Origin of the sequence: Sulfitobacter profundi, assembly GCF_042661425.1 — a bacterium.
In the GTDB taxonomy this organism is placed as follows: domain Bacteria; phylum Pseudomonadota; class Alphaproteobacteria; order Rhodobacterales; family Rhodobacteraceae; genus Sulfitobacter; species Sulfitobacter profundi.
The window spans coordinates 2,523,475-2,536,954 of sequence record NZ_JBHSWA010000001.1; the positions used below are offsets into that span (position 1 = coordinate 2,523,475).

The following is a 13,480-nucleotide window of genomic DNA, read 5'->3' on the forward strand; positions in this document are numbered from 1 at the left end:
GGCCGGTCAGACCCCGACTTCGGGCCCGAGACAGAGTAGAGGGTCATTCTGCTCCTGCGCCTCGTAAAGCTCGGTCTGGGTTGGGTCATTCTCGAACCGGGCGACCAGCCCGGATGGGCTTTCGGTGAAGCTCCAGCATTGCGGGGTGGGGTCGTCTTCGTAGACGAAACAGATCAGCCCCTCGGCCTCATACCAGCGCCCCTCCTTGCAGCGGCCATCAAGAAAGGACCACTGCACGCGGCGATCCTCGTGATAGACCTCGGCCCCATAGGGCGCGCCGGACTGGCCGTAGTAGAGCGTTTTGCCCTGCGTATAAGCCTCGAACTCCGCCGCTGACATCTCGGCCAAGGCGGGCAGGGGCAGGAGGGCGCAGATCAGGGCGAGGGTATGTCTCATCCCAACAGCCTGCCAGAAGCCCACGCCCCGCGCCAGTGGGATCAGCCGCGGTGCCACCGCGCCACGCGGCGGTCCATCACCCGACGCCAGAGCGGTGGCACAAGGGCGATCACCGCCATGATGGGCAGGGAATAGGGCAGTTTCGGCATCTCTTCGGTCACTTCCAGCGCCGGAAAGGCGCGTGCGGGGCGCATGTGGTGGTCCGAATGGCGCGGCGCGTTCAGCATCATGGCCGCGGAATACCATTTCGGGGCGTTCCAGCTGTGTTGCGGGCCGATCGGCTCGAACCGGCCATCGGGGCGTTGCTGCCGCCGCAAGCCATAATGCTGCACATAGTCCGACAGCAGCAGTTGCATCTGTGCATAGGCGGCAAGGCCAAGATAGGCCAACAGCCCGGAAATGTCGCTCAAAAGTAGCGCGGTGAGCAGGGCCAGTGCTGCACCGCCGAGGTAGATTGCATAGGGGTGCAGCCCCTTCGCCCCCGTCTTGCGCGCCCGCTGCGCGTTGTCGGCCTGCCACCCGGCGCGAAACTCCCCCAGCTTGCGCTGAGAAGAAACCGCCAGAACCCCATGCCCTTGGGCGCGGAATTGGGATCGGCGGGGGTGGCGGCGGCGGGATGATGCACCCGCAGATGGGCCGAGACGTGATGCCCGTGCAGCAAAGAGATATAGACCGCCGTGCCGATCCGTCGGGGCAGGCGGCGGGATGCGTGGATCAACTCATGTGCGTTGGAATTGCTGATCTGACCCAGAAACAGACCGAGGGCGGCAAAGATCAGCGCACGGTCCAGCCCCTCAAGATGCGGCGCGCCGCCAATCGCCCAGACCCCGAGCGGCAGCAGCATGAAATGCACGGCAGCCAATGTCAGCGTCAGCCCCCGACCGGACCTGTCGGAAAGGGTCAGCGCACGGCCCAATCGGTCCATAAAGGAGACATGGACCGTGATCGACAAAAGCGCCAGCACAGGCCAGACCCCGCCCCAGAGGGCGGCGGCGGCGATCAGCACCGCTGGCGTCAAACTGGCGATCATATACCACAGCACGTGTTTTCCCTTACTCATGACCCGCCTTGCGGCGCATCCGCCCATTCTGCCTGCCGCACGGCCCGCGCACAACGCAAACACCCGCGCGATTGTCGCTTTTTGATCGCCGGGCTGCGCCTTGATTTGCTACGACTGCTGAAAGCAAGGCGGGGGAAGCGACATGGCGCTGGATGATCACGGTAAAGCGGCGGGGCAGGAACCGCAAAAGGGCGTCTGGAAATCCGGCAAGGGCAAGGGGCGGCATCACCCCAAGGGTCGGCAGGTGCAGGACGCGGCTTGGGAGGACGTTCGCGTGCTGTTGGGCGACCGCCCGCGCCGCCGCGATCTGCTGATCGAGTACCTGCATCTGATCCAAGACCGCTATGAACATCTCTCTGCCGCGCATCTGCGCGCCTTGGCCGAAGAGATGCGCCTGTCGATGGCCGAAGTCTATGAGGTCGCCAGTTTCTACGCGCATTTCGACGTGGTAAAAGAGGGCGAGACACCACCGCCCGCGCTGACCATCCGTGTCTGCGATTCGCTGTCTTGTGAACTTGCCGGGGCGCAGGCGTTGAAATCGGCGCTGGAAGTGGGGCTGGACCCTGCCGAGGTCCGCGTGCTGCGCGCGCCTTGCATGGGGCGCTGCGACACCGCGCCGGTGCTGGAGCTGGGGCACAATCATATTGACCACGCGACGCCCGAAAAGGTTCAGGCGGCGATTGCAACACAAGACACGCATGCCCAATTGCCGGACTATGAGCCTTATCAAAGCTACCAGAATACAGGTGGTTACGAGGCGCTGTTGAACCTGCGCGCGGGCGGTGATTGGGAAGCGGTTCAAGAACAACTGCTAGAAGCCGGACTGCGCGGGCTTGGCGGGGCTGGTTTCCCTTCGGGCAAGAAATGGGGATTCGTGCGGGCCAATCCGGGTCCGCGATATCTGGCGGTGAATGGTGACGAGGGCGAGCCGGGCACCTTTAAGGACCGCTGGTATCTTGAGCGTACACCACATCTTTTCCTCGAAGGTATGTTGATCGCCGCATGGGCGGTCGAGGCTGAAAAAGTCTTTCTCTACATGCGTGACGAATACCCGGCGGTGCTGGAAATTCTGCGGCGCGAGATTGCGGCGCTGGAGAATGCAGGCGTAATCGCCCCCGGTTTTGTGGATGTGCGTCGTGGCGCGGGCGCCTATATCTGTGGCGAAGAAAGCGCGATGATCGAAAGCATCGAAGGCAAGCGCGGCCTGCCGCGCCACCGCCCGCCTTACGTGGCGCAGGTGGGGGTCTTTGGCCGTCCGACATTGGTGCATAACGTGGAAACACTGCATTGGATCGCCCGCATCTGCCGCGAAGGGCCGCAGTTGCTGAACGCGACCGAAAAGAATGGTCGAAAGGGGCTGCGCAGCTACTCGGTCTCGGGGCGGGTGGCGGAGCCGGGGATGTATGTGCTGCCTGCGGGGTCGACCATCACCGATATCATCGCGGCGGCGGGGGGCATGGCCGAGGGGCATGTGCTGAAGGCGTACCAGCCGGGCGGGCCGTCCTCTGGCCTGTTGCCTGCTTCGATGGATGACGTGCCGCTCGATTTCGACACGCTGCAACCGCATGGGTCGTTTATTGGCTCGGCGGCGGTGGTTGTCCTCTCGGAACATGACAGCGCCCGCGCGGCCGCGCTCAACATGCTGCGGTTTTTCGAGGATGAAAGCTGTGGCCAATGCACGCCCTGCCGGGTGGGCTGCGAAAAGGCGGTCAAGCTGATGCAAGAAGACCGCTGGGATCAAGGGCTGCTGGAGGAGTTGTCGACCGCGATGGTTGATGCCTCAATCTGCGGGTTGGGGCAGGCGGCGCCGAACCCGATCCGGCTGGTGATGAAGCATTTTTCTGACGAAATCTAACCGCGGCCCCTCTCGGTTGCCTTGATCTGCCCTAGGCGCCCTTCCATCTGCGCGGGCAAGCCTATAGATCAAGACGAAACTGCATGGGAGACGCCGATGGCCTTCTTCACGAAGCTCAAGGACCGCTTGTTCAAATCCTCGTCCAAGATCGACGAGGGGCTAGAGGCGATAGTCAGCGATGGCGGCGAAACGGAGGCCGAAGCGGCCCCCGTGGATGCGGTGATGGACCAGCCCGGCGCGGCGTCGGATGTGATGCCCGATGGGCAGGACGACAGCGGCCCGATGTTGGCAGCTGAGCAGGAGGAGGAAACCCCCGAACCCGCTCCAATGCCAGAACCAACGCCCGAGCCGACGCCCGAGCCCGTCACCATTCCCGAGTCCACCCCTCAGCCCGCGCCAGCGGTGCCATCTGAGCCCGCAGACCCGGAGCCCACGCCCGAACCCGAGCAGGTGCCGCCAGCGGTCGATCCAGTCCCCGCTCCGGCCCCCGACCCCGCTCCGGCCCCCGACCCCGCTCCGGCCCCCGACGAAGTGCCGCCCGCCGTGGATCTGCGCCAAGCGATGACCCCGGTCGCGCCTGCGTTGGACGAAACCGAGGCCGCCCCGGCCAAGCCGGGCCTGTTGGGACGTCTGATGGGCCGCAGCGCAGCGCAGCCAGTTGTGCGCCGCGCGCTGGATGACGAGATGCTCGAACAGCTCGAAGAGTTGTTGATCAGCGCCGATATGGGCGTCGATACGGCCTTGCGGGTCACCGCCAACATGGCCGAAGGGCGCTTTGGCAAGAAACTGTCAGTGGCAGAGATCAAACAACTGCTCGCCAGCGAAGTCAGCCGCATCATGGAGCCTGTGGCGCGGCCCCTGCCGATCTACTCCAAGACCCCGCAGGTGGTGCTGGTGGTCGGCGTGAACGGCTCGGGCAAAACGACGACCATCGGCAAGTTGGCCTCGCAATTTCGTGCGGCGGGCAAGAAGGTCGTGATCGCCGCCGGTGACACTTTCCGCGCCGCCGCGGTGGAGCAATTGCAGGTCTGGGGTGAACGCGCAGGGGTGCCTGTGCTGACCGCAGCGCAGGGCAGCGACCCCGCCAGCCTTGCCTTCGACGCCATGGGCCGCGCGCAGGAGGAAGGCGCCGATTTGCTGCTGATCGACACCGCAGGCCGTTTGCAAAACCGGGGCGACCTGATGGAGGAATTGGCCAAGATCGTCCGCGTCATCCGCAAGAAGGATGAGACCGCGCCGCATAACACCCTATTGGTGCTGGACGCGACGACCGGGCAGAACGCACTGAACCAAGTGAAGGTTTTTCAAGAGATTTCCGACGTCAGCGGTCTGGTTATGACCAAACTCGACGGCACCGCAAAGGGGGCGTTCTGGTGGCGCTGGCGGATCGTTTCGGTCTGCCGATCCATGCGGTGGGTGTGGGCGAGCAGATTGACGATCTGTCCCCGTTTGATCCCGATGAATTTGCCGCCGCATTGGTTGGTACGGATGCCTAGCGACGCCTTGGTCGCCCTGCGCGGCGGCTCTGATTACTCGTGGGTGCCGAGCTTTCGCTCGATCCAGCGCAATACAGTCAGAACGCTGACCACAATCCCTGCCGTAAGACAGGCGAGCAAAATCTGCCCCGCGCCGCAAGCAAGACCAATGGCACCGGCCAACCACATCGACGCGCCGGTGGTGATGTTGCGCACTTCGCCGTTGGAGGTGAAAATGATCCCCGCGGCAAGGAAGGCGACGCCCGCCGTGACCGCTTCGATCAAACGCAGCGGATCAAAGCGCATCTGGTCGCCCTCTCCGAACTCCAGACTGCCCAGCTCTTGCCCGATGATGATGAACAGGCAGGCCGCGATGGCCACCATGATATGGGTGCGCAGCCCCGCGGGCTTGTCTCGGCGCTCGCGCTCAAACCCCACAACACCCGCCAGAAACGCTGCCATTAGCAGCCGCGCGGCAGCGACAGTGACGGGCACTTTGGAAAAACTGTTGGTCAGGTCGGCGAGCAGGCTTTCAAACATGGAATTTCCGTTGGTGATAAAGGTTTTGAGGAATAAACCTCTCGCCGCTGTGGTGGTTCCGCGATGACCGAATGGATCCTGTCGATCGAAGGCACGCCCGCGGGCCATACCGCGGCGCTTTGGTTGGCGCTTTCGGCGGCCTTTTTGCATGCGGTCTTTGGCGCGCTGCAAAAGGGGCGGCATGATCCGTGGCTCACGCGCGGGGCGATTGATGTCTCCTATGGTGTGATGGCCGCGCCCTTTGCGCTGTTCGTCGTGCCATGGCCCGAGCCGCATATGTGGCTGATCTTCCTCGGCGCCTTCGTGATCCATGTGATCTATAAACTGTTACAGGCTTGGGCCTATACCAAGGGTGCTTATACGGTGGTCTACCCGGTGGTGCGCGGCACGGGGCCGCTGTTTGCCGTGGTCGGCGCCTATCTGATCTTTGGCGAGCGCTTCAACGCGGTGCAGTGGCTCGGCGTGGCCGTGCTGCTGAGCGGTATCTTCGGGCTGGCGGTTTACAACCTGCGCAATCTGGTCGCGGCGCGCGATACGTTGCACGCGGCCTTGGGGCTTGCGGTGCTGACGGGCTTGTTCGTGGCGCTTTACACCACATATGACGCCTATGGCATTCGCGCCACGGCGGACCCGTTCACCTTTCTCGCGTGGTTTTTCATGATCGACGGGTTGGTGATGCCGGTGATTGCATGGCGGCGCTGGCACCGGATGGAGAACCCACCCGAGGTCGCGCCGCTGATGCTGCGCGGCGTGATCGGCGGGTTTATCGCTTTTGCGAGCTTTGGGTCGGTCATGCTGGCCACGCGGCTTGATAAGGTGGGCGAGGCGGCAGTGCTGCGCGAGACATCGACCGTCTTTGCCGCGCTGATCGGCGTGCTGGTGCTGAAAGAAACCGTCGGCCCGCGCCGCATTGCGCTGATGGCGTTGATCGCGGCCGGGGCGGTGATTGTTGAAATGGGCGGCTGAAGGAACAGGCATGTCAGAACCAAGAGAGATCAACCCAATGCTGCGTGCAGGCTTGGAATATGGGCCGGTGTTGGCCTTCCTCGTCGCCTATCTGTGGCTGAAGGATAATACCTATACCTTCGGCGGCACGGAGTACGATGGCTTCATCGTCGTCACCGCGATGTTCGTGCCTTTGCTGGTGCTGTCGACCGGCGCGCTCTGGGCGCTGACGGGCAAGCTGAGCCGGATGCAGGTCGCCACCGTGGTGCTGGTGGTGATCTTTGGCGGGCTGTCGGTCTGGCTGAACGACGACCGCTTTTTCAAGATGAAACCGACGTTGATCTATGTGCTCTTTGGCGGCCTTTTGGCGGTTGGCCTGCTGCGCGGGCAGTCCTATCTGAAATACGTCATGGAAGAGATGATGCCCCTGCGCGATGAGGGCTGGATGCTGCTGACCAAGCGGCTGATGTTTTTCTTCTTTGGCCTCGCGTTGGCGAATGAGCTGATCTGGCGGTTCTTTTCGACCGACACATGGGTCTATTTCAAAACCTTCGGCCTGACGGCGGCGATTTTCGTTTTCTTCATGGCGCAGGGCAAGCTGTTCGAAGCCTACGGCGAGAAGAAAGATCAAAGCTGACCCGAATTTAAACCATGCCCGCGCGAAACTGTTGACCTGCAGCGTCGCGCGGCGTAATCCACCCCGCGTGGCGATTTGTTACCGGATTGTGGGCCACGTTAAACATGCCGCTAAAAGGTCAGGATGAAAGACCCCCTTTCGCTTGGCCGCGTCTGGGGTTTTTTTATGCCCGCAAGGTCGGGCCGGAAGGATGAGATACATGAGCAACGACCGTCACGCGCGCACCCAAGCGATCCACGCAGGCACCCGCCGCAGCCAATATGGCGAGGTGAGCGAGGCGATCTACCTCACCCAAGGGTTCGTCTATGACAGTGCCGAACAGGCCGAGGCCCGGTTCGAGGAAACTGGCCCGGATGAGTTCATCTATGCCCGCTACGGCAACCCGACGGTCGCGATGTTCGAAGACCGTATCGCCACGCTGGAAGGGGCCGAAGACGCATTCGCCACGGCCAGCGGCATGGCGGCAGTTTCGGGTGCGCTGATCTCAATGCTGAAGGCGGGCGATCATGTGGTGTCGGCCCGGGCGCTTTTCGGCTCCTGTATCTATGTGCTCGAAGAAATCCTTGGCCGCTATGGCGTTGAGGTGACCTTTGTTGACGGCAGTGATCTGGGCGCATGGGAGGCGGCGATCCGCGAGGACACCCGCGCTGTGTTCTTTGAATCCGTCGCCAACCCCACGCTTGAAGTGATCGACATCGAAGCTGTCGCCAAACTCGCTCATGCCAAAGGCGCGCTGGTGGTGGTCGACAACGTTTTTGCCACGCCGGTCTTTTCCCGCGCGATCTCGCAGGGGGCGGATGTGGTAATCTATTCGGCGACCAAACATATCGACGGGCAGGGCCGCGCGCTTGGCGGTGTGGTGCTGGGCAGCCGCGATTTCATCCGCGGCACGCTTGAGCCCTATATGAAGCACACCGGCGGCTCGATGAGCCCCTTTACCGCGTGGATTATGCTCAAGGGGCTCGAGACCATTGACCTGCGGGTGCGGGCGCAAGCGGCCAGCGCACAGGAGTTGGCAGAGGCGCTCGAAGGTCACGCGGCATTGGCGCGGGTGCTTTACCCCGGCCTCTCCGCCCATCCGCAAAACGCGCTGGCGATGCAGCAGATGGGGGCAGGGGGCACGGTGCTGTCCATTGACCTCAAGGGCGGCAAGGCGGCGGCTTTCGCATTCCTGAATGCGTTGCAGGTTGGGGTGATCTCTAACAACCTCGGCGATGCAAAGACCATCGTGACCCATCCGGCCACCACGACGCACCAGCGTTTGCCGCAGGAAACCAAAGACCTTTTGGGCATTACGCCGGGCCTCGTCCGGGTCAGCGTGGGGCTGGAATATACCGGCGATCTCAAGGCCGATCTGTTGCAAGCCTTGGACGCGGCGGCGCAAGCCTGACCTGATGTGTCGCAGGCGCGGTGGCATTTTGGCCCCGCGCATCATACATTGAGGATGACAGACCGGAGGGCCGCGCAATGAACATCGTGACTGAGATGTCCGAAACACCGGATCGAAGCGCTGCGGAGGCTGCGCTCGCCACCCTGCGCGCTTGGGCCGAAACGGCCACCCCGGCAGAGATTGCAGCCCTTGACCCGGCGATGGCGCGGATGATCGCGCCCGCCGACTACCCGGAACTTAGCCGTGCCTACCCTGAAGATTTCACCGCAGGCGACAACTACCGCGCCAGCCTGCCGGATCTGCAAAATGGCCCCTCCAGCCTGATCCGCGGCGCGCAGCAGTTGATCCAGCATGTCGGCATCTCGAACTTTCGCCTGCCGATCCGCTATCGCAGCCGTGAGGGCGGGGATATGCGGCTGGAAACCTCTGTGACCGGTTCGGTGTCGCTTGATGCGGAAAAGAAGGGCATCAACATGTCCCGCATCATGCGCAGCTTTTACCGCCATGCAGAGGCGACCTTTAGCTTTGAGGTGATCGAAGCGGCGCTGGATGATTATAAGACCGATCTGGAAAGCTTGGATGCGCGGATTCAGATGCGATTCTCTTTCCCGATGAAGATCGCCAGCCTGCGCTCGGGGCTGACGGGCTATCAGTATTACGACATCGCGCTGGAGTTGGTTGAGCAGGACGGAGAGCGCAAAAAGATCGTGCATCTCGATTACGTCTATTCCAGCACCTGCCCCTGTTCGCTGGAACTCAGCGAACATGCGCGGGAAACGCGGGGGCAATTGGCCACGCCGCATTCGCAGCGCTCCGTGGCGCGCATTTCGGTCGAGACGCAGGACGAGGGCGATTGCCTGTGGTTCGAAGACCTCATCGAGATTTGCCGCCGCGCCGTGCCGACCGAGACGCAGGTCATGGTCAAGCGCGAGGACGAACAGGCGTTCGCCGAACTCAACGCCGCGAATCCGATCTTTGTTGAGGATGCCGCGCGGCTGTTTTGTGAACAGCTTTTGGCCGATGGACGGGTGGGGGATTTCCGCATCGTCGCCAGCCATCAAGAAAGCTTGCACAGCCATGATGCGATCAGCGTGCTGACCCAAGGCGAGACCTTCGCGGCGCAGAGCATCGACCCCAAGCTTTTCAACACGCTCTTTCACGTGGGCTGACCCGGCGCTGCGCGGCAATCGCGCGATGGTTGTCCGCGTCCCGCGCCGCGCCCCTTTGCGGGGCATTCCAGGTGTCTTAGCGCAGAAATAGCGAATGTCGCCCCGTCAGCCCTGCAAGTCCCGACCAGCGGCTATGCGAAAACGTCGGTTCTGCTGCGGCGCAGCATTGCCTATCTAGCGGTCATCGAAATACTGGAAATTGCAAAGGCAATCAGATGACCTACCAGAGCACTGCTCATCCCGCCCACTCCGTCTCTCCCTTTGAAGGGCTGCGGCGCGCCGGCGCCGGTCTGCGTCGCTTTTTTGCGGGGATCGGCCATGGCATCATGGTGGGCTCCACCGCCCACCGCCGTTTTGAGCAGGTCCAAGGCCTGCAAGCGAAAAGCGACGAAGAACTGGCCGCCATGGGCATCAAGCGTGACGACATCGTTCACCACGTTTTCAAAGACCTCTACTACATCTAAGACGACACGGACCGGGGCCAAATCGCGCCCCGGTCCCGTCTCGGCTTGACAGCGACGAGCGGCCAAGCCAACGCTGCGCCCATGTTGGATATACGACCTGTCGGATATGTCGTGGGCCTTTTGGTGGCCGTGCTTGGCCTTGCCATGATCATCCCGATCTTGGTGGATCTGGCCGAAGGCCGGGGCCATTGGTGGGTTTTCGTCGAGAGCGCGCTGATCACCACGCTGGGCGGCGGTATGATCGCCCTCGCCAGCGCCAATGGGGTCCGCGAAGGGCTTACCATCCAACAGACATTTATGCTCACCACCGGCGTCTGGCTGATGCTGCCGCTGTTCGGGGCCTTGCCCTTCGTGCTGGGCGCGACCGATGCCAGCGTCACCGACGCGATGTTCGAGGCGATGTCGGGGCTGACGACCACCGGGGCCACGGTGCTGACCGGGTTAGAAGACTTGCCCAAGGGGTTGCTGATCTGGCGCGGTATTCTGCAATGGCTGGGCGGCATCGGTATCGTCGTGGTCGCCATGGTGTTCCTGCCCGAGTTGCGGGTCGGTGGTATGCAGATTTTCAAATCTGAATCCTTTGACACCTTTGGAAAAATCCTGCCCCGCGCGGGGCAAATCGCGACTCAGATTTCGGTGATCTACCTTTGGCTGACGCTGGCTTGTATGCTGAGCTATCTTGCCCTCGGGATGAGCACCTTCGACGCGACGGTTCATGCACTGACCACGGTATCGACTGGGGGATTTTCCAACTACGATGCCTCGTTCAGCACCTTCTCTGGCCCCGCCGAGTATGTAGCGGCGATCTTTATGATCCTCGCGGCCTTGCCTTTCGTGCGCTATGTGCAGCTTATCAACGGCAACCCCGTGGCCCTGCACCGCGACCCGCAGGTGCGCGGCTTTTTCATGACCTTGACCTTTCTGGTGGTGATTGTCTTTTTCGTCCTGCGCAGCGGCACGACCTACGAGTCCGAGCGGATCTTGCGGGAAGCGATCTTTAATATCACCTCCATCATCTCGGGCACCGGCTATGCGTCGGCGGATTATATGAAATGGGGCAGCTTCGCCGTGGCGCTGTTCTTTTTCATCGGCTTGATCGGCGGCTGCGCGGGCTCGACCACCTGTTCGATCAAGATCTTCCGCTATCAACTGCTCTTTGCCTCGATCCGCGCGCAGTTGCGGCGGATCCGCTCGCCCCATGGCGTCTTTACCCCGCGCTATGATGGCCGCCCGGTGGGCGCGGACGTGCTGAGCTCGGTGATGTCGTTCTTCATGTTCTTCGTGGTGTCGCTGGGGCTGATCTCGGTCGCGCTGAGCCTGACGGGGTTGGATTTCGTTACCTCCGTCTCGGGCGCAGCGGCGGCGTTGGCGAACATCGGCCCAGGATTGGGAGAGATCATCGGCCCTGCGGGGAATTTCAGCAGCCTCAACGACACGGCGAAATGGATTTTGATCATCGCCATGTGGATCGGGCGGCTGGAATTGCTGGCGGTCTACGTCATGTTCACCGCGAAATTCTGGCGCGCCTGAAACGCGAAAGGGCGGCGCTGATGGCACCGCCCTTTGTCTTTGTCGCTTGGGGCTGAGCCCCCGCGTTATTCCCAGCAGCTGACCAAGACCGTCATGCCCTGCGCACGCAGGGTCAGATCGCGCGGCGCGATCGGGCCTGTGGCCCCCTGCGCCTGCTTGCTGTCCAGCCCTGCGTCCTGTGCCGCCTTGAGGATCACACTACCATCAAGGGCAAAGCTCACGTCTTTGGGCAGTTTGCGGTCCGCCTCGGTCTGGGGGAGCAACATGCCCACCACATGGCCATTCTCGTCAAAGACCGGCCCCCGGCATCACCGGGCTGGGCGTTGACCGACAGGCGTTTGAGGTTTTCATCCCCGTTCAGCCCTTTAAGGTCCGACAGCGCGCCAAAGGTCAGGGTCGCAGCACTCAGCACCCCTTCGTAGGAGTAGCCTGCGACAGAGATTTCCGATTGCAGACGTGGCGCACCGTTGCTGAATTCGGCCACGGCCAGCGGGGCGAGGCGGCTTTCAGGTTTGAGCAGGGCAAGCCCGCGTGCCTCATCGGTGGCGATAACAGTAGCATCGGTATCCGCGTCCAGCGTGACCCGGGAGCAGGAGGCGACAACCTCGTTCGTGGTGACAACCGCACCATTGCCGTCGATGAAAAAGCCGCTGCGGGCGATCTTGGGCTGGCGGATTTGCAGACCCGCGACCAGATCAATCGCCTGCGCGTCGCTGTTGCCTGCGGCGGCGTCCAACACGCCGGGCAGGCGGGTCAGGCTTTTGGACATCTCAGCCACCACGCGGCGGCGGCGGTCTTCGTCCCCGGCAGGCCAGATCAGGGTGAACCCTTTGATCTGACCGTTCTCCAGCGAGACCTGCGTCTGGCTGATGATGCTGCCGTTCTCCCCGATCAACTCAAAGGAGTTGCGCTTGCGTTCGCGGGGGCCATCCAAGGGGACGATCTCAAGCGTTTGCATGATGTCATAGAGACCGTAGAGCGTATCTTGGTTGCCGGGCTGGCTGATCAACAGCACCCGTGCGCCGATGTTGCCGCTGGTGTCGTAATGGGCGAAGGGCGGCTCGTAGCGGGCAAATTCGACCTCAGCCGTGGGCATCATAACCTCGATCCCGGCTTTCTCATCGCGCACCATTTGCAGGCCCAAACCATCAAGGACGGCATTATACTGTGCGATCAGCGCGGCACGCTGTCGGGTGGTCAGCACGCCAGTCTGGTCATATCCGTTCGCCGCCTGCCACGCCCCCATAGAGGCGCGGGTGCCCCGGCCAAAGGCACCATCAATCGCGGCGTCGTAAAAACCGGCCCATTGCAGCGCGATTTGCAGGTCTTTGCGCTCTTGCGCCGAGAGGGCGCGTTCCGAACGGCGCGCCTCTGCCGGGGTTTCATCCGGCTCTGGCGGGGTGGGGGCCGGAGCGGTTTCGGCCTCTGCCTCAGCGACTTCAATCTCGCCCTCAGTCTCGCCTTCAATCTCGCCTTCGGTCGTTGTCGCGTCGAGCGGGGTTGTGGTGACATCGGGGGTGGTGCTGCCCGCTGCGGCTTCCTCTGGCTCACCGCCATCCACACTCACGGGGGCATCGATCACGCCGGTTTCCAGAACATTGTCGCCCACGGGCCAGAACTGCTGCTGGAAGCGGCTGGACTGCTGGATGAAGCTGTCACGCGGCACCAGACCGTCGCGCACATAGCTGCGCAGCACCAGTTCCGCATCTTCGCGCCGGTAGGGGCCCACGGCGATACCGTACCAACCGCCGCCAAGGGAAAAGCCATTCACGTCATCCAACAGGGTCTCATAGGCGCGCGCGCGATCGGTGGCTTCGGCCAATGAGGGCTGCGCCTCGATCTGGACCCAAACGATATCCTCCGCCGATTGCGCCCGCGCAAGGCTGGCCCAAGACAGGCTCAGGGCCAAGAAGATCGCCACCGGGGCACGTAGAATTCGCTTCATCGTCACTCAACTCTCGCAAAACCAAATCCGAGCCAGATTACGCCGGAAAGCAGCGCAAATGCCATGGCAAAGGG

The 13,480-nt window shown here is 62.5% G+C and carries 11 protein-coding genes, 2 pseudogenes and 1 riboswitch; of the genes and pseudogenes, 8 read left to right on the top strand and 5 right to left on the bottom strand.

The genetic code is table 11. From position 1 onward, the window contains the following. Window positions 1-6 precede the first annotated feature (6 nt). From ACFQAU_RS13210 to ACFQAU_RS13220, 3 genes are read right to left on the bottom strand one after another with little or no spacing between them, the layout of a single operon-like run. Window positions 7-396, bottom strand: coding sequence for a hypothetical protein (locus ACFQAU_RS13210; protein ID WP_067625553.1), 390 nt, complete (start codon window positions 394-396; stop codon window positions 7-9). Window positions 397-437: 41 nt separating this feature from the next. After that, on the bottom strand, window positions 438-866 hold the full coding sequence (locus tag ACFQAU_RS13215; RefSeq protein WP_386283921.1) for a fatty acid desaturase: 429 nt from the start codon (window positions 864-866) through the stop codon (window positions 438-440). Then, window positions 803-1,456 (bottom strand): fatty acid desaturase family protein, encoded by a 654-nt coding sequence (locus ACFQAU_RS13220; RefSeq protein ID WP_386282798.1) that lies wholly within the window; start codon window positions 1,454-1,456, stop codon window positions 803-805. Before ACFQAU_RS13220 ends, ACFQAU_RS13215 begins: the two co-directional genes overlap by 64 nt. A 142-nt stretch (window positions 1,457-1,598) precedes the next feature. Between ACFQAU_RS13220 and ACFQAU_RS13225 the strand changes: the two genes are divergently transcribed. Continuing rightward, window positions 1,599-3,311: an NAD(P)H-dependent oxidoreductase subunit E gene (locus tag ACFQAU_RS13225; protein ID WP_132444448.1), complete on the top strand. Its 1,713-nt coding sequence runs from the start codon at window positions 1,599-1,601 to the stop codon at window positions 3,309-3,311. Between the two features lie 96 nt (window positions 3,312-3,407). Further along, window positions 3,408-4,807: pseudogene (ftsY, locus tag ACFQAU_RS13230) on the top strand (signal recognition particle-docking protein FtsY). Window positions 4,808-4,840: 33 nt separating this feature from the next. Here ftsY and ACFQAU_RS13235 read toward each other — a convergent pair. Next, on the bottom strand, window positions 4,841-5,326 hold the full coding sequence (locus tag ACFQAU_RS13235; RefSeq protein WP_067626987.1) for an MgtC/SapB family protein: 486 nt from the start codon (window positions 5,324-5,326) through the stop codon (window positions 4,841-4,843). Window positions 5,327-5,389: 63 nt separating this feature from the next. Between ACFQAU_RS13235 and ACFQAU_RS13240 the strand changes: the two genes are divergently transcribed. The 6 genes from ACFQAU_RS13240 to ACFQAU_RS13265 all read left to right on the top strand — a co-directional run bounded on the left by ACFQAU_RS13240 (window position 5,390) and on the right by ACFQAU_RS13265 (window position 11,461). Continuing rightward, window positions 5,390-6,292: a DMT family transporter gene (locus tag ACFQAU_RS13240; RefSeq protein WP_067626989.1), complete on the top strand. Its 903-nt coding sequence runs from the start codon at window positions 5,390-5,392 to the stop codon at window positions 6,290-6,292. A gap of 10 nt (window positions 6,293-6,302) precedes the next feature. Then, a complete protein-coding gene (locus ACFQAU_RS13245) occupies window positions 6,303-6,908 on the top strand; it encodes an inner membrane-spanning protein YciB (protein WP_120351411.1) in 606 nt (201 codons plus the stop codon). A 57-nt stretch (window positions 6,909-6,965) separates the two neighbouring features. Continuing rightward, window positions 6,966-7,042: riboswitch (SAM riboswitch) on the top strand. A gap of 65 nt (window positions 7,043-7,107) precedes the next feature. Beyond that, window positions 7,108-8,298 carry an O-succinylhomoserine sulfhydrylase gene (gene metZ, locus ACFQAU_RS13250; protein WP_132444450.1) on the top strand — a complete coding sequence of 397 codons (1,191 nt, stop codon included), beginning with the start codon at window positions 7,108-7,110 and terminating at the stop codon, window positions 8,296-8,298. 77 nt (window positions 8,299-8,375) lie between these two features. After that, on the top strand, window positions 8,376-9,467 hold the full coding sequence (gene folE2 / locus ACFQAU_RS13255; protein ID WP_132444451.1) for a GTP cyclohydrolase FolE2: 1,092 nt from the start codon (window positions 8,376-8,378) through the stop codon (window positions 9,465-9,467). A gap of 215 nt (window positions 9,468-9,682) precedes the next feature. After that, window positions 9,683-9,931, top strand: a complete 249-nt coding sequence (locus ACFQAU_RS13260) for a hypothetical protein (protein ID WP_132444452.1) — start codon at window positions 9,683-9,685, stop codon at window positions 9,929-9,931. 81 nt (window positions 9,932-10,012) lie between these two features. After that, window positions 10,013-11,461, top strand: a complete 1,449-nt coding sequence (locus ACFQAU_RS13265; protein WP_132444453.1) for a TrkH family potassium uptake protein — start codon at window positions 10,013-10,015, stop codon at window positions 11,459-11,461. A 65-nt stretch (window positions 11,462-11,526) separates the two neighbouring features. On the opposite strand, the pseudogene ACFQAU_RS13270 reads toward ACFQAU_RS13265, so the two are convergent. Next, window positions 11,527-13,406: pseudogene (locus ACFQAU_RS13270) on the bottom strand (serine protease). Window positions 13,407-13,480 lie beyond the last annotated feature (74 nt).

Coding starts and splice junctions, on each gene's coding strand:
- ACFQAU_RS13210 (WP_067625553.1), bottom strand. CDS start 396: ATGAGACATACCCTCGCCCTGATCTGCGCCCTCCTGCCCCTGCCCGCC.
- ACFQAU_RS13220 (WP_386282798.1), bottom strand. CDS start 1,456: ATGAGTAAGGGAAAACACGTGCTGTGGTATATGATCGCCAGTTTGACG.
- ACFQAU_RS13225 (WP_132444448.1), top strand. CDS start 1,599: ATGGCGCTGGATGATCACGGTAAAGCGGCGGGGCAGGAACCGCAAAAG.
- ACFQAU_RS13235 (WP_067626987.1), bottom strand. CDS start 5,326: ATGTTTGAAAGCCTGCTCGCCGACCTGACCAACAGTTTTTCCAAAGTG.
- ACFQAU_RS13240 (WP_067626989.1), top strand. CDS start 5,390: ATGACCGAATGGATCCTGTCGATCGAAGGCACGCCCGCGGGCCATACC.
- ACFQAU_RS13245 (WP_120351411.1), top strand. CDS start 6,303: ATGTCAGAACCAAGAGAGATCAACCCAATGCTGCGTGCAGGCTTGGAA.
- metZ (WP_132444450.1), top strand. CDS start 7,108: ATGAGCAACGACCGTCACGCGCGCACCCAAGCGATCCACGCAGGCACC.
- folE2 (WP_132444451.1), top strand. CDS start 8,376: ATGAACATCGTGACTGAGATGTCCGAAACACCGGATCGAAGCGCTGCG.
- ACFQAU_RS13260 (WP_132444452.1), top strand. CDS start 9,683: ATGACCTACCAGAGCACTGCTCATCCCGCCCACTCCGTCTCTCCCTTT.
- ACFQAU_RS13265 (WP_132444453.1), top strand. CDS start 10,013: ATGTTGGATATACGACCTGTCGGATATGTCGTGGGCCTTTTGGTGGCC.